General features: G+C 59.8%; 26 protein-coding genes. 14 read left to right on the top strand and 12 right to left on the bottom strand.

The genetic code is table 11. The annotated features are described in order from the left end of the window. A partial coding sequence (locus D6877_RS26740) for a type II 3-dehydroquinate dehydratase (RefSeq protein ID WP_130912644.1) occupies positions 1-154 on the bottom strand: 154 nt, incomplete at its 3' end. A 327-nt stretch (positions 155-481) separates the two neighbouring features. Here D6877_RS26740 and D6877_RS26735 point away from each other — a divergent pair. Together D6877_RS26735 and D6877_RS26730 are read left to right on the top strand one after the other, a co-directional pair. Then, the gene (locus D6877_RS26735; RefSeq protein ID WP_130912643.1) at positions 482-910 is read left to right on the top strand and encodes a DUF4160 domain-containing protein; all 429 of its coding nucleotides are present in this window, start codon (positions 482-484) and stop codon (positions 908-910) included. Then, positions 907-1353, top strand: coding sequence for a DUF2442 domain-containing protein (locus tag D6877_RS26730; protein ID WP_122706020.1), 447 nt, complete (start codon positions 907-909; stop codon positions 1351-1353). Before D6877_RS26735 ends, D6877_RS26730 begins: the two co-directional genes overlap by 4 nt. A gap of 54 nt (positions 1354-1407) precedes the next feature. Here the strand turns inward: D6877_RS26730 and trmA are convergent, their stop codons facing one another. Together trmA and D6877_RS26720 are read right to left on the bottom strand one after the other, a co-directional pair. Next, complete coding sequence (trmA, locus tag D6877_RS26725; protein ID WP_130912642.1) at positions 1408-2487, bottom strand: tRNA (uridine(54)-C5)-methyltransferase TrmA; 1080 nt, start codon at positions 2485-2487, stop codon at positions 1408-1410. Further along, complete coding sequence (locus tag D6877_RS26720; protein ID WP_016773083.1) at positions 2484-3779, bottom strand: NCS2 family permease; 1296 nt, start codon at positions 3777-3779, stop codon at positions 2484-2486. The genes trmA and D6877_RS26720 overlap by 4 nt, the downstream gene beginning before the upstream one ends. A 220-nt stretch (positions 3780-3999) precedes the next feature. Here D6877_RS26720 and D6877_RS26715 point away from each other — a divergent pair, with 220 nt between their 5' ends. Together D6877_RS26715 and D6877_RS26710 are read left to right on the top strand one after the other, a co-directional pair. Beyond that, on the top strand, positions 4000-4446 hold the full coding sequence (locus D6877_RS26715) for a DUF4879 domain-containing protein (RefSeq protein WP_130912641.1): 447 nt from the start codon (positions 4000-4002) through the stop codon (positions 4444-4446). Between the two features lie 67 nt (positions 4447-4513). Then, complete coding sequence (locus D6877_RS26710; RefSeq protein ID WP_130912640.1) at positions 4514-5065, top strand: DJ-1 family glyoxalase III; 552 nt, start codon at positions 4514-4516, stop codon at positions 5063-5065. A gap of 4 nt (positions 5066-5069) precedes the next feature. On the opposite strand, the gene D6877_RS26705 is transcribed toward D6877_RS26710, so the two are convergent. Further along, positions 5070-5357, bottom strand: coding sequence for a HigA family addiction module antitoxin (locus tag D6877_RS26705; protein WP_130912639.1), 288 nt, complete (start codon positions 5355-5357; stop codon positions 5070-5072). A 177-nt stretch (positions 5358-5534) separates the two neighbouring features. After that, the gene (locus D6877_RS26700; RefSeq protein WP_130912638.1) at positions 5535-6770 is read right to left on the bottom strand and encodes an MFS transporter; all 1236 of its coding nucleotides are present in this window, start codon (positions 6768-6770) and stop codon (positions 5535-5537) included. Between the two features lie 470 nt (positions 6771-7240). On the opposite strand from D6877_RS26700, the gene D6877_RS26695 reads away from it, so the two are divergent. The 3 genes from D6877_RS26695 to D6877_RS26685 all read left to right on the top strand — a co-directional run bounded on the left by D6877_RS26695 (position 7241) and on the right by D6877_RS26685 (position 9949). After that, the gene (locus D6877_RS26695) at positions 7241-8686 is read left to right on the top strand and encodes a cytochrome ubiquinol oxidase subunit I (RefSeq protein ID WP_024014409.1); all 1446 of its coding nucleotides are present in this window, start codon (positions 7241-7243) and stop codon (positions 8684-8686) included. A 3-nt stretch (positions 8687-8689) separates the two neighbouring features. Then, positions 8690-9697, top strand: coding sequence for a cytochrome d ubiquinol oxidase subunit II (gene cydB, locus D6877_RS26690; RefSeq protein WP_016773089.1), 1008 nt, complete (start codon positions 8690-8692; stop codon positions 9695-9697). Positions 9698-9781: 84 nt separating this feature from the next. After that, entirely contained in the window at positions 9782-9949 is a 168-nt protein-coding gene (locus tag D6877_RS26685) for a DUF2474 domain-containing protein (RefSeq protein WP_016773090.1), read from the top strand. Between the two features lie 72 nt (positions 9950-10021). On the opposite strand, the gene D6877_RS26680 is transcribed toward D6877_RS26685, so the two are convergent. Continuing rightward, positions 10022-11146: a class I SAM-dependent methyltransferase gene (locus D6877_RS26680; RefSeq protein ID WP_130912637.1), complete on the bottom strand. Its 1125-nt coding sequence runs from the start codon at positions 11144-11146 to the stop codon at positions 10022-10024. Positions 11147-11320: 174 nt separating this feature from the next. Continuing rightward, positions 11321-12031 (bottom strand): autoinducer binding domain-containing protein, encoded by a 711-nt coding sequence (locus tag D6877_RS26670; protein ID WP_178083759.1) that lies wholly within the window; start codon positions 12029-12031, stop codon positions 11321-11323. 313 nt (positions 12032-12344) lie between these two features. Here D6877_RS26670 and D6877_RS26665 point away from each other — a divergent pair, with 313 nt between their 5' ends. Further along, positions 12345-13121 carry a ferredoxin--NADP reductase gene (locus tag D6877_RS26665; protein ID WP_130912636.1) on the top strand — a complete coding sequence of 259 codons (777 nt, stop codon included), beginning with the start codon at positions 12345-12347 and terminating at the stop codon, positions 13119-13121. 45 nt (positions 13122-13166) lie between these two features. Here D6877_RS26665 and mscL read toward each other — a convergent pair whose 3' ends face one another. Continuing rightward, entirely contained in the window at positions 13167-13580 is a 414-nt protein-coding gene (mscL, locus tag D6877_RS26660; protein ID WP_024014404.1) for a large-conductance mechanosensitive channel protein MscL, read from the bottom strand. 285 nt (positions 13581-13865) lie between these two features. On the opposite strand from mscL, the gene katB reads away from it, so the two are divergent. The 3 genes from katB to radA are packed head-to-tail and all read left to right on the top strand — an operon-like array spanning position 13866 to position 17425. Then, positions 13866-15407, top strand: coding sequence for a catalase KatB (gene katB / locus D6877_RS26655; protein ID WP_130912635.1), 1542 nt, complete (start codon positions 13866-13868; stop codon positions 15405-15407). 57 nt (positions 15408-15464) lie between these two features. After that, positions 15465-16010: an ankyrin repeat domain-containing protein gene (locus D6877_RS26650; protein ID WP_130912634.1), complete on the top strand. Its 546-nt coding sequence runs from the start codon at positions 15465-15467 to the stop codon at positions 16008-16010. A 47-nt stretch (positions 16011-16057) separates the two neighbouring features. After that, positions 16058-17425, top strand: a complete 1368-nt coding sequence (radA, locus tag D6877_RS26645; RefSeq protein WP_007963764.1) for a DNA repair protein RadA — start codon at positions 16058-16060, stop codon at positions 17423-17425. A 114-nt stretch (positions 17426-17539) separates the two neighbouring features. Here the strand turns inward: radA and D6877_RS26640 are convergent, their stop codons facing one another. After that, entirely contained in the window at positions 17540-17908 is a 369-nt protein-coding gene (locus D6877_RS26640; protein WP_130912633.1) for a PilZ domain-containing protein, read from the bottom strand. A 159-nt stretch (positions 17909-18067) separates the two neighbouring features. Between D6877_RS26640 and D6877_RS26635 the strand changes: the two genes are divergently transcribed. From D6877_RS26635 to yjiA, 3 genes are all read left to right on the top strand, one after another. Beyond that, positions 18068-20134, top strand: a complete 2067-nt coding sequence (locus D6877_RS26635) for a carbon starvation CstA family protein (RefSeq protein ID WP_016773099.1) — start codon at positions 18068-18070, stop codon at positions 20132-20134. Between the two features lie 15 nt (positions 20135-20149). Then, positions 20150-20347, top strand: a complete 198-nt coding sequence (locus D6877_RS26630) for a YbdD/YjiX family protein (RefSeq protein ID WP_003228401.1) — start codon at positions 20150-20152, stop codon at positions 20345-20347. Between the two features lie 152 nt (positions 20348-20499). Continuing rightward, positions 20500-21477, top strand: coding sequence for a GTPase (gene yjiA / locus D6877_RS26625; protein WP_130912632.1), 978 nt, complete (start codon positions 20500-20502; stop codon positions 21475-21477). Between the two features lie 113 nt (positions 21478-21590). On the opposite strand, the gene D6877_RS26620 is transcribed toward yjiA, so the two are convergent. From D6877_RS26620 to D6877_RS26610, 3 genes are read right to left on the bottom strand one after another with little or no spacing between them, the layout of a single operon-like run. Beyond that, on the bottom strand, positions 21591-22295 hold the full coding sequence (locus tag D6877_RS26620) for a GntR family transcriptional regulator (protein WP_130912631.1): 705 nt from the start codon (positions 22293-22295) through the stop codon (positions 21591-21593). Between the two features lie 18 nt (positions 22296-22313). Continuing rightward, positions 22314-23018 (bottom strand): FadR/GntR family transcriptional regulator, encoded by a 705-nt coding sequence (locus D6877_RS26615; protein ID WP_130912630.1) that lies wholly within the window; start codon positions 23016-23018, stop codon positions 22314-22316. A gap of 49 nt (positions 23019-23067) precedes the next feature. After that, positions 23068-24381, bottom strand: a complete 1314-nt coding sequence (locus tag D6877_RS26610; protein ID WP_110603140.1) for a C4-dicarboxylate transporter DctA — start codon at positions 24379-24381, stop codon at positions 23068-23070. Positions 24382-24490: the final 109 nt, after the last annotated feature.

Raw genomic sequence — 24490 nt, 5'->3', positions numbered from 1 at the left:
TCTGGCGAAATTCCACGGTCAGGCCGAACTCGTCAGCCGCGCGACCACACAGCGCCGAAATATCGGCCAGGGTTTCACGACCATAAGTCGCCGGCTCGCGGGTGCCGAGCAGGTTCAGGTTCGGGCCGTTAAGCACCAGAACGATAGGGGACATTGGGGTAACTCCACTTATTGTTTTTGGCATGGGCCGAGAGGTTTCAGCCTGTGGAGGTAAAATGTACTAAATGGTTACATCGGTCAATTGAACAGAAATGCCACGGGCGTTTTATGTTCGGTGATCGCACAGGTGGGATCATGCCAAGCGTAATTTCAAAATGTAACGACAGCTTTTCTTACGTTTTTCTCGGCTCATTTCTCGAGCACCAACCCCACGCCCGCTAGTCTTCAGTGACCTTCGGCACATCGCTTTGTGTCAACCGGTCGTCCGACTCGAAAGGAAATTCGAGATCTGGAAATCCATTAACCTAACGGATGGGTTAGCATGAAGATATGCAGCTACAAAGGAATGTCGATTCGCATTATGTTGAGAGACGAACACTGCCCACCGCACGCCCATTTAGATGCGGGTGCCTGGAATGCCCGCTTCCGGTTCAGCTTCTGGCACAACGAAGTTGATCTGTGGGATGTCGTGCCGCTGTCCCGACGACCACCGCTCACTGTGCTTAACGGCTTGTGTCTGTCACTTGGACAACCGGCGCATTTGCGTAGAGCACGAGGGATCTGGTGGTCGGCCGTGAAGACCGCTTGTCTCGATAATCAGATATGGGACTGCCAGGCAAACGAAGTGCCCGTAATGAAACCAGTCACCGACGAGACCTACAGGATCGGATCGGCGCGCTATGACCCCGATGAAGACAAAGTGCTGCTGTCCTTGATCGGCAAATTGGAAGGAGTTGAGATCGAATTATGAAGGTCATCAAGGCAAAACCGTCGGTGCATCGCCCCCTGACGGAAGAGATGCTCGATGCCGCCATCACACTTGGCGAAGTACGACAGGCCAATAGTTTGCAGGCCGTGTCAGTGAGTTTCGAAGAATCCTCTTTGGTCATTCGTTTCGAGGACGGCAGCGGTGTGTTGCTTCCGGTGAAGCTGTATCCCGAATTCGCGGGGTTCGAAGCGGCCGATTATGCAAGTCTGACGATTGGCTTCGCCGGCACTGCGCTGTGCCATGAGGGCAAGGATCTGGATATTTCCATTGCCGGAATGATTTCAGCGAGCCCGCCGCTTATGCGGATGGCAGCGTCGGTCGTCGCCTCGCGCAACGGGCGTCAAAGCAGTGCTGCCAAATCTGCAGCCGCACGAGCCAATGGCAAGAAAGGCGGGCGTCCACGCAAAACTGATATTGCGCCATAGCACCCACAAAAAAGCCGTCAATCATGACGGCTTTTGCGTATCAGATACCCGCAATCAACGCCGGGTCAGCAGCACACCGGATTCCATGTGATGGGTCCACGGAAACTGGTCAAACAATGCGCACTTGGTAATGCGGTGGGTGTCATGCAACTGGGCGATGTTGGCCGCCAGAGTGTCCGGGTTGCAGGAGATGTAGAGGATGTTGTCGAAGCGCCGGGTCAGTTCGCAGGTGTCCGGGTCCATGCCGGCGCGTGGTGGGTCGACGAAGACGCTGCCGAATTCGTAGCTCTTCAGATCGATGCCGTGCAGGCGACGGAACGGGCGCACTTCGTTGAGCGCTTCGGTCAGCTCCTCGGCGGACAAACGCACCAGCGTGACGTTATCCACAGCGTTTTCGCTGAGGTTGCTCAGGGCCGCGTTGACCGAAGTCTTGCTGATCTCGGTGGCGAGCACTTTGCGCACGCGAGTCGCCAGCGGCAGGGTGAAGTTGCCGTTGCCGCAGTACAACTCGAGCAGATCGTCGCTGCGATCGCCCAAGGCTTCGTATGCCCAATTGAGCATCTTCTGGTTCACCGTGCCGTTGGGCTGGGTGAACGCGCCTTCGGGCTGGCGATAGCTGAAAGTGCGGCCGCCGACTTCGAGTTTCTCGACGACATAGTCCTGGCCGAGCACTTCGCGCTTGCCTTTGGAGCGGCCGATGATGCTCACGCCCAGATCCGCCGACAACTGAGTGGCTGCCGCATGCCAGTGCTCGTCCAGCGGACGGTGATAGCACAGGGTGATCATCGCGTCGCCGGCCAGCGTGGTCAGAAATTCGACCTGGAACAGCTTGTGGCTCAGCGCCGAACTGGCTTGCCACGCGGCCTTCAACTGCGGCATCAACTGGTTGATGCGCAGGCTGGCAATCGGAAATTCCTCGATGAGGATCGGCGTGCGCTTGTCGTCCTGGGAGAACATCGCGTAATGCCGTTCGCCGCCCTCGCGCCACAGGCGGAATTCGGCGCGCAGGCGGAAGTTCTGCAGAGGCGAGTCAAACACCGTCGGCTCGGGTGCATCGAAAGGTGCCAGCAGTTCACGCAAACGCGTGACCTTGGCTTCGAGTTGTTCGGCGTAGGCTTGGGAATCGAAAGTCATGCGTTGAACCAACCCAACTTGATCACAAACAGAATCGACAGAATCACCAGTGCCGGGTTCAGCTCACGGGCACGGCCGGACAGCAGCTTGATGGCGGTCCAGGCGATGAAGCCGAAGGCGATGCCGTTGGCGATCGAATAGGTGAACGGCATGGCCAGTGCGGTGACCACAACCGGCGCCGCCACGGTGATGTCGTCCCAGTCTATTTCCGCCAGGCCCGAAGTCATCAGCACGGCGACGAACAGCAGCGCTGGCGCGGTGGCGAATGCCGGAACGCTGGCCGCCAGGGGCGAGAAGAACAGCGCCAGCAGGAACAGGATTGCCACGACGATGGCGGTCAGGCCCGTGCGGCCACCGGCACTGACGCCGGCAGCGGATTCGATGTAACTGGTGGTGGTCGAAGTACCCAGCAGCGAGCCGGCCATGGCCGCCGTGCTGTCGGCGATCAGCGCGCGGCCCATTTTCGGCATGTGGCCGTCCTTGCCCATCAGGCCGGCGCGCTTGGCGACGCCGATCAGGGTCCCGGAGTTGTCGAACAGGTCGACGAACAGGAAAGCGAAGATCACGCTGACCAGACCGATGTCCAGCGCACCTTTGATGTCCAGTTGCAGGAAGGTCGGCGCCAGCGACGGCGGCATTGACATGATGCCGCCGAACTCGGTGACGTTCAGTACGATCGAGGCGATGGTTACGGCGAGAATGCCGATCAGCACCGCGCCGCGCACCTTCAGTGCTTCGAGAGCTACGATCACGGCAAAGCCGACGGTCGCCAGAATCGGGGCCGGCTTGGTCAGATCGCCGAGGCCGACCATGGTCGCCGGGTTGCTGACCACGATACCCGCGTTGTGCAGGGCGATCAGCGCCAGGAACAGGCCGATACCGGCGGCGATCGCCGAGCGCAGTGGCAGCGGAATGGCGTTGATGATCCATTCACGGATGCGGAAGATCGACAGCAGGAAAAACAGCACGGCGGAAATGAACACCGCACCCAGCGCCACCTGCCAGGTGTGGCCCATGTGCAGCACCACGGTGTAGGTAAAGAAGGCGTTCAGGCCCATGCCCGGAGCGAGAGCAATCGGGTAGTTGGCGATCAGGCCCATCACGGTCGAGCCGATGGCGGCCGCCAGGCAGGTGGCGACAAAGATCGCGCCTTTGTCCATGCCGGTCTCGCCGAGGATGCTCGGGTTGACGAACAGAATGTAAGCCATGGCCAGGAAAGTCGTGACGCCCGCAAGAATTTCGGTGCGCACGTTGGTGTTGTGTGCCTTGAGTTGAAACAGCCTTTCCAGCATGTCTGCTCCCCGTGGCGCGCGTGGCGCCGTGAATGTATCGACCTCAACAGCAAAGCACAGACCGTCGCAAGCGCCTGGAAAATTGTCGTGGGCCGGAAAAAGCCGCGCATCATACCAGCCGCGTGAGGAATTTGGCGGATGTTGGTGTCGATCGTCGGCGAAGTTTTGCGCAGCCGACAACTGCGCCATACTGCGCGCTGATTTTTTGGAGTGGGCAGGCATGCGCAACGGTTGGATCAGGATTTTCGGATGGATTGCAGCACTGCTGCTGACAGCTCCGGCGTTCGCGGCCTCGGCGCCTCCGCTCACCGAGGTGAAGGTGATTAAGGTTCAATCACCGTCCTGCGGCCTGGAAGATATTGCCGATAACCAGCCGCAAACCCAGTGCAATCACAGCGGTCCGAACATCAAGGTCTACGTGCTGGAAGTCGGCTATGGCCAGAATCAGCCACACGTGACTCTGGATGGCTTCGAGGTCAACGGCACCCGAGGCCCGGTTTGCGCCTTCGATAATGGCAACCTCACCGAGTGCACGCCTGGCAGCAAAACCGTCGGTTCTCTTTATACCTTCGATCTGGCCGGCAAACAGGAAGGCACCTTCAGCTTCAGCAACACCTCGATCAACGCCCCACGCAACACGCTATCGACCCAGCTTTACATCAAGTAACGGCTGTCTTCGAACAGGGTGGGACAAAGCTGACTACGCTTTACAGACCACCCAGCGGAAAGCGCCCATGACTTCCAGAGCCCTGATTGCCCTCGCCGAGGGCATCGACGATTTGCAAAGCGTGACCCTGATCGACGTGCTGCGCCGCGCTGGCATCGAAGTGGTCGCCGCCAGCATCGAAGGCCGGCGCATGCTGACCTGCGCGCGCGGCACCCGCCTGACCGCCGATGGCATGCTGGTCGATGTGCTCGCGCAGAGCTTCGACCTGATCGTGCTGCCGGGCGGTGCCGTCGGCTCGCAGCATCTGGCGGCGCATCAGCCCTTGCAGCAGTTGCTCAAGGACCAGGCCAGCGCCGGCCGCCTGTTCGCCGCCATCGGCGAAGCTCCGGCTGTCGCGCTGCAAGCATCAGGCGTGCTGCGCCAGCGACGCATGACCTGCCTGCCCGGCGCCAGCCATCAGTTGTCCGGCTGTACGTTTGTTGATCAATCGGTGGTGGTCGACGGCAACTGCATCACCGCCCAAGGCTCGGGCGCGGCGCTGGAATTTGCCTTGACCCTGGTGGAGCAACTTGGCGGCAAGGCATTGCGGGCGAGGGTGGCGGGGGAGTTGATGGCCTGAAGGATCAGCCGTGGGCAGCGATGGGTTCAATCTTCGGTTGCTCGCGATGCTCTGCTTGCCACAGGTCGTAGTCGGTTTGAACGCCTAGCCACACGCGCGCCTTGCCAATCCCTGCACGCTCAAGTCGCACTGCCAGGTCCGGGCTGATCGGCGCGTGTCCGTGCAGCACGCGAGAAAGGTGAGGGCGCGCAAAACCCAGATGCCGGGCCAATTCGCTCACACTGAGGCCAAGCTCAGGCAAGACATCCAGCAGCAAGGTTTCACCGGGGTGTGGCGGGTTGTGCATGGGCATGAGCCTGCCTCCTGTCAGTGGTAGTCCAGATAATCGACCAATTCGATATCCGAACCGACAAAACAGGATTTGATCATGGCGGCGAGTGTAAGGCGATACATTACACTCAGTGCGGTAACTATGTACCGCACGTTGTCGTTTGATATGTGCTGAGCAGGTGAGTTTTTTCCAAAAAACTCAGGCCTTCTCTTCCACCGGCACATGCATCCGGTCCCGATTTGCCAACGTCGGAAACAGTTTGATCCACGTCCCCGTCACTACCAGCGTGCCGATCCCGCCCATGACCACTGCCGGCACGGTGCCGAACCAGTGGGCGGTGAGGCCGGATTCGAATTCGCCCAACTGGTTGGAAGCGCCGATGAACAAGCCATTGACCGCGCTAACCCGGCCGCGCATTTCGTCGGGGGTTTCCAGTTGCACGAACGAAGCACGGATGACCATGCTGATCATGTCCGCTGCGCCGAGCACCACCAGCACCGCCAGCGAGAACCAGAACGAGGTCGACAAACCAAACGCGATGGTAGCGACGCCGAAGACGCCGACGGCGGTGAACATCACCCGGCCGACATTGCGTTCCACGGCAAATCGCGCGAGAAACAGCGACATCAGCAATGCACCCACCGCCGGCGCCGAGCGCAACAGGCCAAGGCCCCACGGGCCGGTCAGCAGAATGTCCTTGGCGAACACCGGCAGCAACGCCGTGGCGCCGCCGAGCAACACGGCAAACAGGTCCAGCGAGATCGCGCCGAGGATGTCCGGGCGGCTGCGGATGAAGCGAATCCCCGCCAGCAGCGAGTCCAGCGTGGCTTTGCCTTTATTCAATGGCGTCTGGCGTGCCGGCAGGTTGAGCATCAGCGAACAGGCGATCACGTACAGCAGCACGGTCGGGCCGTAGACCCAGACGCTGCCGAATGCATACAGCAAGCCGCCGAGGGCCGGCGCGACGATAGTGGCCGACTGTTGCGCCGATTGCGCGGCGGCAACTGCGCGGGGAAAAAGCGCACTGGGGACGATGCTGGGCAGCAGCGCCTGTGTCGTTGGCATTTCGAACGAACGAGCGGCGCCGAGCAGAAAGGCAAGGATGAAAATCATCTCGCGAGTGACATTGTCGCTGGCGCTGCCGATAGCCAGCGCCAAGGCAATCAACGCCTGCAACGACTGGCAAAGCGCGGCGACCTTGCGCCGGTCATAGCGATCCGCGACATGCCCGGTGTGCAGCATGAACAGCACGCGCGGGGCGAATTCGACCAGCCCGACCAAACCTAGATCCAGCACGTTGCCGGTCAGTTGATACAGGTTCCAGCCGATCGCCACTGTAAGCATCTGAAAACCGCTGGCGGTGAAAATCCGCGCCAGCCAGAAAGCCAGGAACGGACGATGGTGACGTAACAGCAGGGGCTCTTGTGTGGGCATCTGAAGGCAGGTCTTGGACGAGTGAACGGCGAGATTATCACCAGTCTGTAACAGGAAGTTGCTACGAGAAACAATTCACTTAGCCAGACATTGATCTTTCATGCTGACAATCAACCCTGTGGTGAGGGGATTTATCCCCGTTCGGCTGCGCAGCAGTCGTCGCTTCGAGATTTTGGCGCCGCTGCGCGACCCAACGGGGATAAATCCCTTGGCCACAGGAGAGTGAGGCAACTTGTCACGCGGCAAACCACCACGCAGTTCATTGGCAGAAATGGGACTACTCTTTCAACGTTGCTTGATCCAGATCAAGACCCCGACCGGAACTGATCTGGCGGCCATTTGGCCAGACTCCCTGCGTTGCGATGGTTGCAAAAAAAGAACGAATCCGAATTCGCCGCACTCCATATCCGTGGGGGCAGTGGTGCAGGCCTCCGGGCCAGCTACCCGTATTACCTGACAGAGGAAGCCATATGTTCGGTTTAGAGGCTCTCGATCTCGCCCGAATTCAGTTCGCGTTCACCATCTCGTTCCACATTCTGTTCCCGGCCATCACCATTGGCCTGGCGAGTTACCTGGCAGTGCTCGAAGGTTTGTGGCTGAAGACCCGCAACGACACCTACCGCGATCTCTACCATTTCTGGTCGAAGATTTTTGCCGTCAACTTCGGCATGGGCGTGGTTTCCGGGCTGGTCATGGCCTATCAGTTCGGCACCAACTGGAGTCGGTTCTCCGACTTCGCCGGTGCCGTCACCGGGCCGTTGCTGACCTATGAAGTGCTCACCGCGTTCTTCCTTGAGGCCGGTTTCCTTGGCGTCATGCTGTTCGGCTGGAACAAGGTCGGGCGCGGCCTGCACTTCTTCTCGACGGTGATGGTGGCGATCGGCACGCTGATTTCGACCTTCTGGATTCTCGCCTCCAACAGCTGGATGCAGACCCCGCAAGGCTTTGAAATCGTCAACGGTCAGGTGATCCCCACCGACTGGCTGGCAATCATCTTCAACCCGTCATTCCCTTACCGGCTGATGCACATGGCCACGGCGGCGTTCGTCGCGACGGCGTTCTTCGTCGGTTCGTCAGCGGCCTGGCACCTGCTGCGCGGCAGAGACAACCCGGCGATCCGCACCATGCTGTCGATGGCGATGTGGATGGCGTTGATCGTCGCGCCGATTCAAGCGGTGATCGGCGACTTCCACGGCCTCAACACGCTCAAGCATCAGCCAGCGAAAATCGCCGCGATCGAAGGCCACTGGGAAAACCATGGCGACGAGGCGACGCCGCTGATCCTGTTCGGCTGGCCGGACATGAAAGAAGAACGCACCAAGTTCGCAGTGGAGATTCCCTACCTCGGCAGCCTGATCCTCACCCACTCGCTGGATAAACAAGTGCCGGCGCTGAAGGAATTCCCGCCGGAAGACCGGCCGAATTCGACCATCGTGTTCTGGTCGTTCCGGATCATGGTCGGCCTCGGTTTCCTGATGATCTTCACCGGGTTGTGGAGCCTGTGGCTGCGCAAGCGTGACTCGCTGTATACCTCGCGGCCGTTCCTGCATCTGGCCTTGTGGATGGGGCCGTCCGGCCTGATCGCGATTCTCGCCGGGTGGTTCACCACGGAAATCGGCCGTCAGCCATGGGTGGTCTACGGCTTGATGCGCACTGCCGATGCTTCGTCCAACCACAGTTTCATGCAGATGAGCATCACCCTGATCATGTTCGTCGTGGTCTATTTCGCCCTGTTCGGCGCCGGTCTCGGCTACATGATGCGTCTGGTACGCAAAGGGCCGAAGATCAGCGAAGGCAGCGAAACGCCGGACGGTGGTCCAGGCAAGAAACGCACCCCGGCGCGTCCGCTGTCCGCAGCCGACGATCCGGCCGAGGGCGAGCACGAAGACAACACTCGCTTGACCAAGGAGATTTGACTCATGGGTATTGATCTTCCGCTGATCTGGGCCGTGATCATCATCTTCGGCATCATGATGTACGTGGTCATGGACGGCTTCGACCTGGGCATCGGCATTCTCTTCCCGTTCGTACCCGGCAAGACCGATCGCGACGTGATGATGAACACGGTCGCGCCAGTCTGGGACGGCAACGAAACCTGGCTGGTGCTGGGTGGCGCGGCGTTGTTCGGCGCCTTCCCGCTGGCCTATTCGGTGGTGTTGTCGGCGCTGTACCTGCCGCTGATCTTCATGCTCATGGGCCTGATCTTTCGCGGCGTGGCCTTCGAGTTCCGCTTCAAGGCCAAGGATGAAAAACGTCACCTGTGGGACAAGGCATTTATCGGTGGTTCGATCGCCGCGACGTTCTTTCAGGGCGTGGCGCTCGGTGCGTTCATCGATGGTTTGCCGGTGGTCAACCGCCAGTTCGCCGGCGGTTCCCTGGACTGGCTGACGCCGTTCACGCTGTTCTGCGGTGCGGCGCTGGTGGTGGCCTATGCCTTGCTCGGCTGTACTTGGCTGATCATGAAAACCGAAGGCAAGTTGCAGGAGCAGATGCATGACCTGGCGCGGCCGCTGGCATTCGTCCTGCTAGCAGTCATCGGCATCGTCAGCCTGTGGACACCCCTGTCGCACCCGGAAATCGCCTCACGCTGGTTCAGTATGCCGAATCTGTTCTGGTTCATGCCGGTGCCGATTCTGGTGCTCGTCACCTTGTACGGCCTGATTCGCGCGGTGGCACGTAACGCCAACTACACGCCGTTCCTGCTGACCCTGGTGCTGATCTTCCTCGGCTACAGCGGCTTGGGCATCAGCCTGTGGCCGAACATCGTGCCGCCGTCGATATCGATCTGGGACGCCGCCGCGCCGCCGCAAAGTCAGGGCTTCATGCTGGTCGGCACGTTGTTCATCATTCCGTTCATCCTGGGGTATACCTTCTGGAGCTACTACGTGTTCCGCGGCAAGGTCACCCACGAAGACGGTTACCACTAATCCCATGCTGGGCTTGCCCTGTGGGAGCGAGCCTGCTCGCGAAGGCGTCCGCAGTGACGCCTTGGCTTAACGGAGATCGATGCAATGACCGGCAAACATTCCCTGCACGACATTGAAGAAGCCGAAAAAAAGCCGCTGTGGCAGCGGCTCGGCTGGTTGGCCCTGATCTGGGTTGGCAGTGTCGGCGTGTTGTTCATCGCCGCCAGCCTGATGCGCATGTTCATGAATGCCGCAGGTTTGACCACCCACTGAAACATCCCGTCCCGGCGCCTTCGGGTACGGGTTTGCAACCCTCCTCACGGAGGGTTTTTTTATGCCGCAGATTTATTTGCGCGCCTTGAGGATGACGAATTTCGGCGTGGCCGCGACTTGCTCGACACCGCGGAACAGGCGCGCCAGTTTGCTGTGATAGCCCAGATGCCGGTTGCCGACGATGTACAGCGCACCGCCGACCACCAGCGCCTCGCGCGCCTGCTGGAACATGCGCCAGGCGAGGAAATCGCCGACCACCTGCTGCTGATGGAACGGTGGGTTGCACAGCACCACGTCCAGCGACTGCGGCGCCTGCCCGGCCAGACCATCGCCAGCGCGCACGATCACGTCGCGATCGGCCAATGCCGCGCGCCAGTTTTCGGCAGCCGATTGCACCGCCATGAACGATTCGTCGACCAGCGTGTAATGCGCATCCGGGTTCTGCAAGGCGCTGGCGATCGCCAGCACGCCGTTGCCGCAACCGAGGTCGGCGACCCGTGCGCTGCCAAGGTTATTCGGCAGATGCGGCAGAAAAGCGCGAGTGCCGATGTCGAGGCCTTCGCGGCAGAACACGTTGGCGTGGTTGAGCAATTCGATCGCCGGTTCGTCGAGGCGATAACGGGTCGGGTAGGGCGATGTCGCGGGCGCTTTGATTTCAGGCGTGGCAATCAGCAGTCGGGCTTTCTTCACGGCCAGCGACGCCTGCACCGGGCCAATGTAGCGCTCGAGCAGATCGCCGGCAGCGCGCGGCAGATGCTTGACCATGGCGGAGGCGATCACTTGCGCGCCGGGAGCGAGTTGTCCTTGCAGGCGGATCAACTGCTCTTCCAATAGCGCCAGCGTCTTGGGAACGCGGATCAGCACCCGGTCAAACGGCCCCACCAAAGGCTCGCTTGCCGGAATCGGACGGATTGCATCGAACGCCTGACCATTGCGCAGCAGATTCTTTTCCAGCCCAACGAAACCCAGGAACGAGTCGCCGCTGCTGCTGACTTCGACCTTGCCCAGCAGACTGATCGCCAAGGCGCCAAAGCTGTCATTGAGCACCAGCACGCGGGTACTGCTCGCCAGTTGTTCGCTGGCGAGATGATTGAGCAGGTATTCGTCTGCCGCGTCGAATGCTTGCAGCGGTTCATTCTGCTGTTCGGGCTGGCGGATCAGGTCGAGTTGGGCGAAAGGCGTTTCGAGCAAAGGCATGGGACGGGGACTCAGGATATTCGGCAGATATCCCGTGGCCTGGATGTCGTGCGACGGGATCCGACCGAGTGGACTGCGATGCAAGCGGTATGCGTCATCACTCGGAAAGGCCTGAATGGTACGTTTTTTTGCGGGCAAATACTTGCAGGATTACCGCGCGATAACGTTCAGCTGTCAGATGATCCCGGCCCGAGCGGCGGCAATCACTGCGGAAATCTTGTTGCAGACGTTGAATTTTTCGATGACGTTTTGTACATGATAGTTAACGGTGCGTTCGCTCAGGCTGAGGATTCGCGAAATGTCGTGAGCCGTCTTGCCCATGGCGGAAAGTTTCATGATTTCCAGCTCCCGGGACGATAGCCTGGGCCTGCTGGGCTTGTCCTGTATTGGAACGGTGCGCGCATATAATTCGCTGAAGTGTCGGTTGGCGAAGAACAGATAACCGTAATGCTCATATAACTCGAGCGGGCTGATCGGGCAGTGGGTCCGGGCCAGGCTGATGATGCTGCACAAACCGCTGGCTTCGTCATGAAACGCTTGCGACCAGCCATGCTGCAGCCCGTTGTTTTTCAACGCCTGCCACAACTCGGGCGCATCAGTGAAAACTCTTTCTTCCCAAACGATCGGCAATATTGAGTGATTGCAATGCGCTATTACGGGATCGATGTTGCGGTAGTTCTCTTTGTTGTACTGGATGTTCCATTCTTTCGGGTAATTATTGATTTGCAATGCGTTCAGATGAACTTCGCGATTGGGTGAGGTGACCGCGATGGCGCAGAAATTAAAACCCAGGTTTTCGGCAAATCTCAGCAGGATCGGATAAGCCGCCTCTATGCCCTTGGCAAATGTCAATTGTTTGAGTTGTGATTCCTTCCACGTTTCCATGAGCTTTCGCCTCCATGTCCTGATAGCGGGGCGCCGAATGGATCCAAAAGACCCGGCACGAATCGAAGTGTAGGATCATTCCGAAGAATTGCCTTACATTATTTCGAGATTTATATCTGAAGGTTGCTCATAAAGCGTTCTTAGCAATACAGCCTGTTATATTCAGATTGCCATCTCAAGTTATTACTCTAAATACGACCTTGACAACATATCGAATGCGCAACGCAGATCCTGTTAATACCATTACCAATCACGAGTGTTTGGCAGCGCGATTTTGCGGGACACTGTGGGCAATCGTTTCAAGGAGTGCCTCATGACTGCCAGTGCCGAGAAGTACACCACCCAGACCTTGCTCGATGTGCAACCGTTGACGCCGAACCTGTTCACGCTGCGCACCAGCCGTGATCCCGGCTTTCGCTTTCGCGCCGGCCAGTTCGCCCGGCTGGGCGTGACCAAGGCCGATGGCAGCACGGTCTGGCGCGCCTATTCGATGGTGTCGTCGCCGTTCGACGAGTTTCTCGAGTTCTTTTCCATCGTCGTGCCGGGCGGCGAATTCACCAGTGAGCTGAGCCGGCTACAGGTTGGCGACAGCTTGATGGTAGAGCGCCAGGCGTTCGGCTATCTGACGCTGGATCGCTTTGTCGACGGCCGAGACCTGTGGTTATTGTCGACCGGCACCGGAGTGGCGCCGTTTCTGTCGATCCTGCAGGACTTCGAGGTCTGGGAGAAATTCGAGCGGATCATTCTGGTTTACAGCGTGCGGGAGGCACGGGAACTGGCTTATCAAGAGTTGATCGCCGGGTTGACGCAACGTGACTATCTGAGTGAATACGCCCACAAGCTGCAATTCATCCCCACTGTGACCCGCGAAGCGCATCCAGGCGCGTTGCAGGGCCGGATTACCACGTTGGTTGAAAATGGCGAGCTGGAGCGAGCGGCAGGGGTTGAGCTCTCGCCAGTGCATTCGCGGGTGATGCTGTGCGGCAATCCGCAGATGATCGACGAGACCCGCGCCTTGCTGAAACAGCGCGACATGCGCTTGAGCCTGACGCGCAAGCCGGGGCAGGTTGCGGTGGAGAATTACTGGTAACGAAAACGGCACCCGCGGGTGCCGTTTCAATGTGTAGCGAATGCCTCAGGGCCGCTCGTTCTGCGCTTTTAGCAGGTCGCGAATTTCGCCCAGCAGTTGCTCTTCCTTGCTCGGGATCGGCGGCGCGGTCGGCGCCACGGCTTCTTCGCGCTTGAGGCGGTTGATGGCTTTGACGCCCATGAAGATCGCGAAAGCGACAATCACGAAATCCAGCACCGTCTGCAGGAATTTGCCGTAAGCCAGCACCACTGCGGGCGCATCGCCCTGGGCCGCTTTGAGCGTGACAGCCAGATCACTGAAGTCCACCCCACCGATCAACAGGCCAATCGGCGGCATGATCACGTCGCCGACAAACGACGAAACGATCTTGCCGAACGCCGCGCCGATGATGATACCGACGGCCATGTCGACCACATTGCCTTTGACCGCGAAGGCCTTGAACTCGCTAAGCACGCCCATAGTTATTTCCTTGTTACAGATGAGTTTGGTGGTGGCAGTGTAAATCAGCGAAACGCCTCCTGCGCGAAACACCTTCTTACAATGCCCGTTTTTATCGACACATCAATTGACGATTAGTTTGCAAAATGCCAGCAATCGCGCGCGAAATACGCGGTAAAGCGCTGATTGCACAGCCAATTTCTTCAATCATGGTGTTACGTTCTTTCTATTTATGTTCCTCGGCACGGGCCTCTAGCCTTGTTGTGGCGCACCTGGATGCGCCCAATAAAACCAGAGGAACCTGATATGACTTCCGCTCTTGGACTGGGGGCTTTTCCCCATCGCCGCACTCTCGGCGTTCTCACCGCCAGCCTGCTGACCTTCTCGGTCAACGCCGCTCCGCTGACCCGCGATAACGGCGCTGCTGTTGGTGACAATCAGAACTCGCAAACCGCCGGCGCCACTGGCCCGGTCCTGCTGCAGGATGTGCAACTGATCCAGAAGCTGCAGCGCTTCGACCGTGAGCGCATCCCCGAGCGCGTGGTACATGCACGCGGCACCGGCGCTCATGGCACCTTCACCGTGACCGATGACCTCAGCGACCTGAGCAAGGCCAAGGTATTCGCCGCGGGCCAGAGCACGCCGGTGTTCGTGCGCTTCTCGGCGGTGGTGCATGGCAACCATTCCCCGGAAACCCTGCGCGACCCGCGCGGCTTCGCCACCAAGTTCTACACCGCTGACGGCAATTGGGATCTGGTCGGCAACAACTTCCCGACATTCTTCATCCGTGATGCGATCAAATTCCCGGACATGGTCCACGCCTTCAAGCCCGATCCGCGCACCAACCTCGACGACGATTCGCGCCGGTTCGATTTCTTCTCCCATGTACCGGAAGCCACCCGCACACTGACCGAGTTGTATTCCAACTACGGTACTCCGGCCAGTTATCGGGAGATGGATGGCAATGGTGTTCATGCCTATAAGCTGATCAATGCCAGGAATGAAGTTCACTATGTGAAGTTTCACTGGAAGAGTCTTCAAGGCATCAAGAACCTCACGCCAAAACAGGTCAGCGAAGTTCAAGGTCAGGATTACAGTCATATGACCAATGACTTGGTAAGTAACATCAACAAGGGCAACTTCCCGAAGTGGGACTTGTACGTGCAAGTTCTCAAGCCACAGGATTTGTCCAAGTTTGATTTCGATCCACTGGATGCAACCAAGATCTGGCCGGGTATCCCGGAGCGCAAAGTTGGACAAATGGTCTTGAACCGTAATCCGGCCAATGTATTCCAGGAAACCGAACAAGTTGCGATGGCACCAGCCAACGTAGTTCCGGGTATCGAACCTTCGGAAGATCGTCTGTTGCAGGGGCGAGTGTTCTCTTATGCCGACACGCAGATGTATCGCCTCGGCGCCAACGCTCTGCAATTGCCGATCAATGCACCGAAAACCGCAGTGAACAATGGCAATCAGGATGGCGCGATGAATTTTGGCGCCAGCCAGTCCGGCGTCAACTACCAGCCAAGCCGCCTGCAACCGCGTGAAGAGACGCCAGCGGCGCGTTACAGCCAGTCGGCGCTGGCGGGCAGCACCCAACAGGCGAAGATTCAGCGTGAGCAGAACTTCAAGCAGGCCGGTGATCTGTATCGCTCGTACAGCAAGCAGGAACGCCGCGACCTGATCGACAGCTTCGGCGGCTCGCTCGCCACCACCGATGACGAAAGCAAGCACATCATCCTGTCCTTCCTGTACAAGGCCGACCCTGAGTACGGCAGCGGTGTGACCGAAGTGGCCAAGGGCGACCTCAGTCGTGTGAAAGCGCTGGCGGCCAAACTGACCGACTGATAGCGATGCGGCGCACGTGAGGGCTGTCCCGCCTCGCGTGCGCTCAAGGAGAGCCCGATGCGTATGTTTCTTTTAGGCCTGGCCGCGTGCCTGTCGACCCTCACCTGGGCGGCACCGGTCGAGCAAAATCCCGAGGCGATCAAGGCGCAGTTGCAGGATTATTATTTCGACGCTGCCCGCCGCGGCGACGTGCCGATGCTCGAGACCTTTATCGAGTCCGGCTATTCCCTTGATACCCGCGACAGCAAGGGTTACACCGCGCTGATTCTGGCGGCCTATCACGGTCAGGCGCCGGCGGTTGAGCGACTGTTGGCAGCGGGCGCGGACGCCTGTGCTCAGGATCAACGCGGCAACACGGCGCTGATGGGCGCGATATTCAAAGGCGAGTTGCAGATCGCCCGGCGCCTGATGGCCACCGATTGCAGCCCCGACCAACGTAACGGCGCCGGACAGACTGCGGCGATGTACGCCGGTCTGTTCAAACGTCTGGAATTACTTGATGCGTTGAAAGCCAAGGGCGCCGACCTCAATGCCGAGGATCCGCTGGGTAACAGTGCCGTGCGTCTGGCCAGCGGCGAAATCCGTACCGCTGCGCCGCGCTGATCGGCGATGGCTGCGTTATCATCGCGTCTTTTGTTCCGGGGGTTCTGATGGCCAAGGCCAAGCGCATGTACGGCTGCACCGAGTGCGGCGCAACCTTTCCCAAGTGGGCCGGGCAGTGCGGTGAGTGCGGTGCCTGGAACACCCTGACCGAAACCATGATCGAAAGCGGCGGCGCCACGGCCCCCACCGGGCGCACCGGTTGGGCTGGCCAACAGGCACAGATCAAGACCCTGGCCGAAGTCAGCATCGAAGAGATTCCACGTTTTTCCACCGCGTCCGGTGAGCTCGACCGCGTGCTTGGCGGCGGGCTGGTCGATGGCTCGGTGGTGCTGATCGGCGGTGATCCGGGGATCGGCAAGTCGACAATCCTGCTCCAGACCCTGTGCAATCTGGCCAAGAGCATGCCAGCGCTGTACGTCACCGGTGAGGAATCCCAGCAGCAAGTGGCCATGCGTGCACGCCGTCTCGGCCTGCCGCAGGATCAACTGCGGGTGATGACCGAAACCTGCATCGAAACCATCATCGCCACCGCCCGCCAGGAAAAGCCCAAGGTGATGGTGATCGACTCGATCCAGACCATTTTTACCGAACAACTGCAATCGGCCCCGGGCGGCGTGTCGCAGGTGCGTGAAAGTGCGGCGTTGCTGGTGCGCTACGCCAAACAAAGCGGCACGGCGATCTTTCTCGTCGGCCACGTCACTAAAGAAGGTGCGCTGGCCGGTCCGCGTGTTCTGGAACACATGGTCGACACCGTGCTGTATTTCGAAGGTGAATCCGATGGTCGACTGCGTTTGCTGCGCGCGGTGAAGAACCGTTTCGGCGCGGTCAACGAGTTGGGCGTGTTCGGCATGACCGACAAGGGCCTGAAAGAAGTCTCCAACCCGTCAGCGATTTTTCTCACCCGCGCTCAGGAAGAAGTCCCGGGCAGTGTGGTCATGGCGACGTGGGAAGGCACCCGACCGATGCTGGTAGAGGTGCAGGCGCTGGTCGATGACAGTCATCTGGCCAACCCGCGTCGGGTGACGCTGGGGCTGGATCAGAACCGATTGGCGATGTTGCTCGCGGTGTTGCACCGTCATGGCGGGATTCCGACCCACGATCAGGACGTGTTCCTTAACGTGGTCGGTGGGGTGAAGGTGCTTGAGACCGCCTCGGATCTGGCGTTGATGGCGGCGGTGATGTCGAGTTTGCGCAACCGGCCGCTGCCCCATGACCTGCTGGTGTTCGGCGAAGTCGGCCTGTCCGGCGAGGTGCGCCCGGTGCCGAGCGGGCAGGAGCGGCTGAAGGAAGCGGCCAAGCATGGCTTCAAACGCGCGATCGTGCCCAAGGGCAACGCACCGAAGGAAGCGCCTCCCGGCTTGCAGATCATCGCCGTGACGCGCCTTGAACAAGCACTTGACGCACTCTTCGAATAACCCCAATCACCTGTGTAGGAGCTGCCGAAGGCTGCGATCTTTTGATCTTGCTTTTAAAAGACCAGGATCAAAAGATCGCAGCCTTCGGCAGCTCCTACAGTGGGCCGGTTTTGATCAGATTTCGATCAGCGCACCCAATTCCCGCTCAAGCTCCTGCGGATCACCGAGGTTGAACTCGATCAACCGGCGCAGGCGCTGGATCGACTCCAGGCTGATATGCCGGCAGATGAACCCCAAGTGGCCGTTTTCCTCGTGGGCCAGATGCACGTCCATCTCGATATCGACGTCTTCGCTCAAATGAATGTCGACTAAGAAGTCCTGCTCTTTATCCCCGAGCCACGGCTCCGGTCGTTCGATCAACAGACCCTTGAGCGACAGGTCGATCAGTTTGACCGGCCAAATGTACTCGCCCTGTTTCAGCTCGGTTCGGGCATCGAACGCAATACGTTTGAAACGACGTCGATTGGCGGGGTGCTCGCTCATGGCGCAATCCTCATGAAGGTTCGCTGACTATAGACCGCGAATGCGGGCGCCAGCCAATCGCTCAAGCGTCTAGACCTATGTCGGGGTATGGCCTTTGGCGCCGTAAGCGCTAAACTCGGGGTGGCTGTCTTTCTTGTCCACCCTGGCTGGAATAATAAAATGAAAAATAATAATAGCCTGCTGCGCCACTTACCCTGGCTCGTGCTGGCAATCGTAGGAGCGTGCGCCCTGGGCGTAGTGGCATTGCGCCGCGGCGAGGCGATCAACGCCTTGTGGATTGTGGTCGCTGCCGTGGCCATTTATCTGGTTGCGTACCGTTACTACAGTCTGTTCATCGCCAACAACGTGATGCAACTGGATCCACGTCGGGCCACCCCCGCCGTGCTCAACAACGATGGTCTGGACTATGTGCCGACCAACAAACACATTCTTTTCGGTCACCACTTCGCGGCCATCGCTGGCGCGGGGCCACTGGTCGGTCCGGTGCTGGCGGCGCAGATGGGGTATCTGCCCGGCACGCTCTGGCTGATTGCCGGTGTGGTGCTGGCGGGCGCGGTGCAGGACTTCATGGTCCTGTTCATGTCGACCCGACGCAACGGCCGTTCCCTGGGCGATATGGTGCGTGAAGAAATGGGCCGGATCCCCGGCACTATCGCGCTGTTCGGCTGCTTCCTGATCATGATCATCATCCTCGCGGTGCTGGCGCTGATCGTGGTCAAGGCCCTGGCCGAGAGTCCTTGGGGCATCTTCACGGTAATGGCGACCATCCCGATCGCGATGTTCATGGGCATCTACATGCGCTACATCCGCCCGGGTCGCATCGGCGAAATCTCCGTGGTCGGTGTGTTGCTGCTGCTCGGCTCGATCTGGCTGGGCGGGCAGATCGCTGCCGATCCGGTATGGGCCAAAGCCTTTACCTTCACCGGTGTGCAGATTACCTGGATGCTGGTCGGTTACGGTTTTGTCGCCGCGTCGCTGCCGGTCTGGCTGATTCTGGCGCCACGTGACTATCTGTCGACCTTCCTCAAGATCGGCACCATCGTCGCCCTGGCGATCGGCATCCTGATCACCATGCCCGAGCTGAAAATGCCGGCGTTGACCCAGTTCGTCGACGGCACCGGGCCGGTGTGGAAGGGCGGTCTGTTCCCGTTCCTGTTCATCACCATCGCCTGCGGCGCGGTATCGGGTTTCCACGCGCTGATCTCGTCGGGCACCACGCCGAAGCTGCTGGATAACGAAACCAACGCCCGCTACATCGGGTACGGCGGCATGCTGATGGAATCGTTCGTGGCGATCATGGCCATGGTTGCCGCTTCGGTGATCGAGCCGGGCGTGTACTTCGCCATGAACAGCCCGGCCGCAGTCGTCGGCAGTGACGTCGCTTCGGTGGCGCAGGTTGTCACGAGCTGGGGCTTTGCGATTACGCCGGAAGCGCTGCAAGCGGTTGCCCATGACATCGGCGAAACCACCATTCTGGCTCGCGCCGGTGGCGCGCCGACTCTGGCGGTCGGTATCGCGCAGATCCTGCACAGTGTCCTGCCGGGTGAAAACACCATGGCGTTCTGGTACCACTTCGCGATCCTGTTCGAAGCGCTGTTCATCCTCACCGCTGTGGACGCCGGCACCCGTGCCGGCCGCTTCATGCTGCAGGACCTGCTCGGCTCCTTCGTACCGGCGCTGAAACGCACCGAATCGTGGGGCGCCAACTTGATCGCCACCGCCGGTTGTGTGGCGATGTGGGGCTGGTTGCTGTATCAGGGCGTGATCGATCCTCTGGGCGGCATCAACACCTTGTGGCCATTGTTCGGCATCTCCAACCAGATGCTCGCCGGTATCGCGCTGATGCTTGGCACCGTGGTCCTGATCAAAATGAAGCGCCAGCGCTACATCTGGGTCACCCTGTTGCCGGCCACCTGGCTGTTGATCTGCACCACAACTGCTGGCTTCATCAAGCTGTTCGACGCCAACCCGGCGATCGGCTTCCTGTCCCTGGCCAAGAAGTACAGCGATGCGCTGGCCAACGGTCAGGTGCTGGCACCGGCAAAAAGCGTCGAGCAGATGCAGCACGTGATCTTCAACGCCTACACCAACGCCACACTCACCGCGCTGTTCCTGTTCGTGGTGTTCAGCATCCTGTTCTATGCGCTCAAGGTCGGCATCGCCGCCTGGGGCAAGAAAGAGCGTACGGATAAAGAATCGCCATTCCAGGCCCTGCCGGATGCGTAACCAGAGGATTGCAGCATGTTCAATGACCTGAGTCGCCTCGGTAAATACCTCGGTCAGGCCGCGCGCCTGATGGTCGGCATGCCCGACTACGACACCTACGTCGAGCATATGCAAACCAAGCACCCGGACAAACCGGTGATGAGCTACGAGATGTTCTTTCGCGAACGTCAGGAGGCTCGTTACGGTGGCAAGGGTGGGCCGAAGTGCTGTTGAGCTGACAGCCTGCGGTTGAGGTAATCCCCTGTGGGAGCGAGCCTGCTCGCGAATATGGAGTGTCAGTTGATGAAGGATTTGACTGACACACCGCTTTCGCGAGCAGGCTCGCTCCCACATTTGTTTTTGTGTTCTTTTCAGGAGATCGGGTTTTGTCTTCTCCCATTCCGGTAACGGTCCTCAGCGGTTTCCTCGGCGCCGGCAAGACCACCTTGCTGCGTCATTTATTGAAAGCCGAGCACGGCCTGAAAATCGCCGTGATCGAAAACGAATTCAGCGACGCCGGCATCGACACTCAGTTGCTCGGTGACGAGCCGGTGCAGGTCATGACCCTGGCCAACGGCTGCGTCTGCTGCACCATTCACACCGATCTGACCAAGGCGCTGTACCTGTTGCTCGAACGTCTGGACAGCGGCGAGATCGCCTTCGATCGTCTGGTGATCGAGTGCACCGGTCTCGCCGATCCGGCGCCGGTGGCGCAGACCTTTTTCATCGATGAAGAGCTGCGCGAGCGTTATCTGCTCGACGGCATCATCACTCTGGTCGACGCCGCCCACGCCGACGTGCACCTGACGCAGACCATCGCCCAGGCGCAGATCGGTTTCGCCGATCGTCTGCTGGTGAGCAAGACCGATCTGGTCGATGAACCGACGTTCACTGCGCTGAGCGAGCGCCTTACGCGAATCAACCGCCGCGCGCCGATCCGCGTGGTCGAGCATGGCAACATCGATCTGGCCGAACTGCTGGATGTGCGCGGCTTCAACCTCAATGCTGACCTCGGCGGTGGTCTGAGCCTTCGTCCGGTGAGCAAGGCACCGTCGATCGATCGCATCTCCAGCCTGGTGTTGCGCACCGATCAGGCGCTGGATATCGATCAGCTCAGCGAGTTCATGAACGAACTGCTGGAAGAGCATGGCAAGCAATTGCTGCGTTACAAGGGCGTGCTGAACATTGCTGGCGAAGGCCGGCGCCTGGTGTTTCAGGGTGTGCTGAAACTCTACGGTTTCGACTGGGACACCGAATGGGCCGAGGGCGAGGCGCGGGAGAGTGTGATCGTGTTTATTGCCGATGACTTGCCGGAAGAGAAGATTCGTGCGGGTTTTGCGCGGGTAGCGGCGCAACAAGCCTGATATTTCAACAGCTCAGAGGGCCTCTTCGCGAGCAGGCTCGCTCCCACAGAGGATTGCATTCCTCCTGACAGAATGCGGTCTTTTGTGGGAGCGAGCCTGCTCGCGAAGGCGATCTAGCCGACAGCACAATGCCCATGGTCTGAACCCAGCAGCGTCTGCTCAAGATGATCCAGATGCCGATTCATCAACATGCCGGCCTTGGAAACATCACCTCGCTCCACAACCTCAACCAACGCCAAATGCTCCTGCCATGCGCAACAACTGCGCGTCGGGCTCTGACTCCGCGCAATGGCCAGCGACGTCAGCGGCACCAGACTGCGCAGAAAATGCGCCAAGGGCACATTCCCCGCCATCCGCGCCAACTGCAGATGAAACTCCCCCGACAATCGAATCGCCGCTCCGCGCCGATCCTGCTCGACGGCGCGCTTCTCACGTTCGATCAACGTGCGCAGGCCAGTCAGTTGATCTGCACGCGGACGCTGACAGGCCAACCGCACCAAGGTGTTCTCAGCCAGCCGCCGCGCATGCAAGGTCTGCCGAATCAATTCCCGGTCCGGCGCCGCCACTCGCGGCCGATGATTGGCGCGCAATACCACGATCTGTTCATGACACAACTGCGTCAGCACCCGCCGCACATCGGCACGGCTGGAATTGAACATCGCCTTCAGACTGTCCTCGGTGAACCGGCTGTCTTCATCGATACGCTGCTCGAGGATCGCATCGAACAGTCGCGGATACAGATCTTCCGTCGGCGTGCCCAGGCGAGAGACGGGTAGGGCGGTCGATTGCGCGTGGGACGCTGAAGCGAAACTGTTCATGGCCGTTCTCCTGGCAAATCAGGTGGGCAGGTTGTCGTCCGGGATGTTCAGCTCAACGCCCATGCGCTGGCCTTCGCGCAGAATGTGCCGACGCATTTCGGCGCTGGCCTGGGCGCTGTTCTTGCTGCGGATCGCGCGGACTACGGCTTCGTTTTCTTCGAGGCGTTCGGCCAGATGTTCCGGTGAGTTGCGCAACACCTCGGCGCTCTGCTTGAGGGCATTGCTGGTCTGTTGCACCACGCTCTGGAAAATCGGGTTCGAGGTCAGCGTGAACAGTTCTTCGTGGAAGGCGATGTAGGCGCTGACCCCGGCTTCGCTGTCACCGGCCTCGAGGGCTTCGCGCATGTCCATCAGGGTCAGGCGCAACTGGCCGACTTCCTTGCTGCTGATCGATTGTGCAACCAGACCGACGATGAACGGCTCAAGGGTGTAGCGCAGTTGCAGCACGTCTTCGAGACTGGCCCCGGCCACCGCGCTGTCGTGGCTCTGGCTGTCGCTGAGTTGCGCATCGAGGACGATCACGCCTTTGCCCGGCATCGAGCGCACCAGGCCGAGGGTTTCGAGGACAATCACCGCCTCGCGCAGACTAGGCCGGCTGATGCCCAGTTGTTCGGCCAGTTCGCGCTGGCCCGGCAGCATGTCGCCTGTGCGCCACTGGCCACGGGCCAACGCGGCGCGGAGTTTTTCCACCACTGAGTTGACGACGGTTGACGTTGTAATCACGTATTGGCTCCCGGCGCCGTGCCTGCGCATTGGCAGGCACGGCACTCATTCAAAATTCTTTGGCCGCCGCCTGAGCGACGGTTTTTCGCGGTTGAAAGTTATAGCCCTGTTCGCCGTTGAGCACTTTGTTGGCGCGCTGCACGTCGATGTCCTTTTCCCAGCGGGCGATGGCCACGGTGGCGACGCAGTTGCCGATCAGATTGGTCAGCGCGCGGCCGATGCCCATGAACCAGTCCACGGCCAACACCAGCACCAGACCGACTACGGGAATCGCCGGGATCGCCGTCAGCGTCGCGGCGAGAATCACCAGCGCCGAACCGGGAATGCCGTGAGCGCCTTTGGAGGTAATCAGCGACACCAGCAGGATGGTCAGCAAGTCGGTCATCGCCAGTGGCGTGCCGGTTGCGTTGGCAATGAACACGATGGCCAGGGTCAGGTAAATCGAGAAACCGTCGAGGTTGAACGAATACCCGGTCGGGATCACCAGGCCGACCGTGGAGCTGCCGATGCCGAGATGTTCGAGCTTGCGCATGATCTGCGGCAGCACGGCGTCGGAAGAGGCAGTGCCCATGACGATCAGCAGTTCTTCACGCAGGTACTTGAGCAGCGGCCACATGCGCAGACCGGAGACGCGCATCACCAGACCGAGGATCAGCGCGACGAAGGCGACGCAGGTCAGGTAGAACAGACCGACCAGACTGCCCAGGTGCTGCAGCGAATCCAGGCCGTATTTGCTGGTAGTGAAGGCGATGGCACCGAACACGCCGATCGGCGCCAGACGCACGATCATGCCCATGATGCGGAAGATCACATGGCTGAGTTCGTTGATCAGCCGCGAAATCCCGGAAGCGGCCTCGCCAACCAGATTCAGCGCACTGCCGAACAGCACCGAAAACAGCAGCACTTGCAGAATATTGTTGTCAGCGAAGGCACCGATCACCGAAGTCGGGATCAGGTCCATCAGAAATTGCGTGGTGGTATGCATGTGCTGGCCGCGCTCGGCGAGGTCGCCCATATCGGCGCTGGAGAGTTGCTCCAGATGAATATTCGCGCCGCTGCCGATGCCGGTGCTGAAGGCGAATACCAGACCGATCACCAGAGCGATGGTGGTCAGCACTTCGAAATAGATCACCGACTTGAGGCCGATGCGCCCGACCTTCTTCAGATCGCCCGCGCCGCTGATGCCGCTGACCACCACGCAGAACACGATCAGGCCAATGAGCATCTTGATCAATTTGATGAAGCCATCGCCGAGCGGTTTCAGCTGGGCGGAGTATTCAGGAAGGGTCAGCCCGCAGACGATGCCGAGCATCAGTCCGAGAACCACTTGAAGGAAGATTGAGCGCGAGCACCATCTGAGCATGGGAGGAAATCCTGGGTCGGTGTCCTGGCTGCCGTACGCGTGGCGCAGCGGATTCAGGACTTAATTATTGTGGTCTTACCGGTATGTCCAGTGCAGGCGCAGTCTAGGC

This window comes from Pseudomonas sp. Sample_9 (assembly GCF_004307535.1).
Classification (GTDB): domain Bacteria; phylum Pseudomonadota; class Gammaproteobacteria; order Pseudomonadales; family Pseudomonadaceae; genus Aquipseudomonas; species Aquipseudomonas mercuritolerans.
Note: the sequence above shows the minus strand (reverse complement) of the source record. Positions and strands in the feature narration are given on the sequence as shown.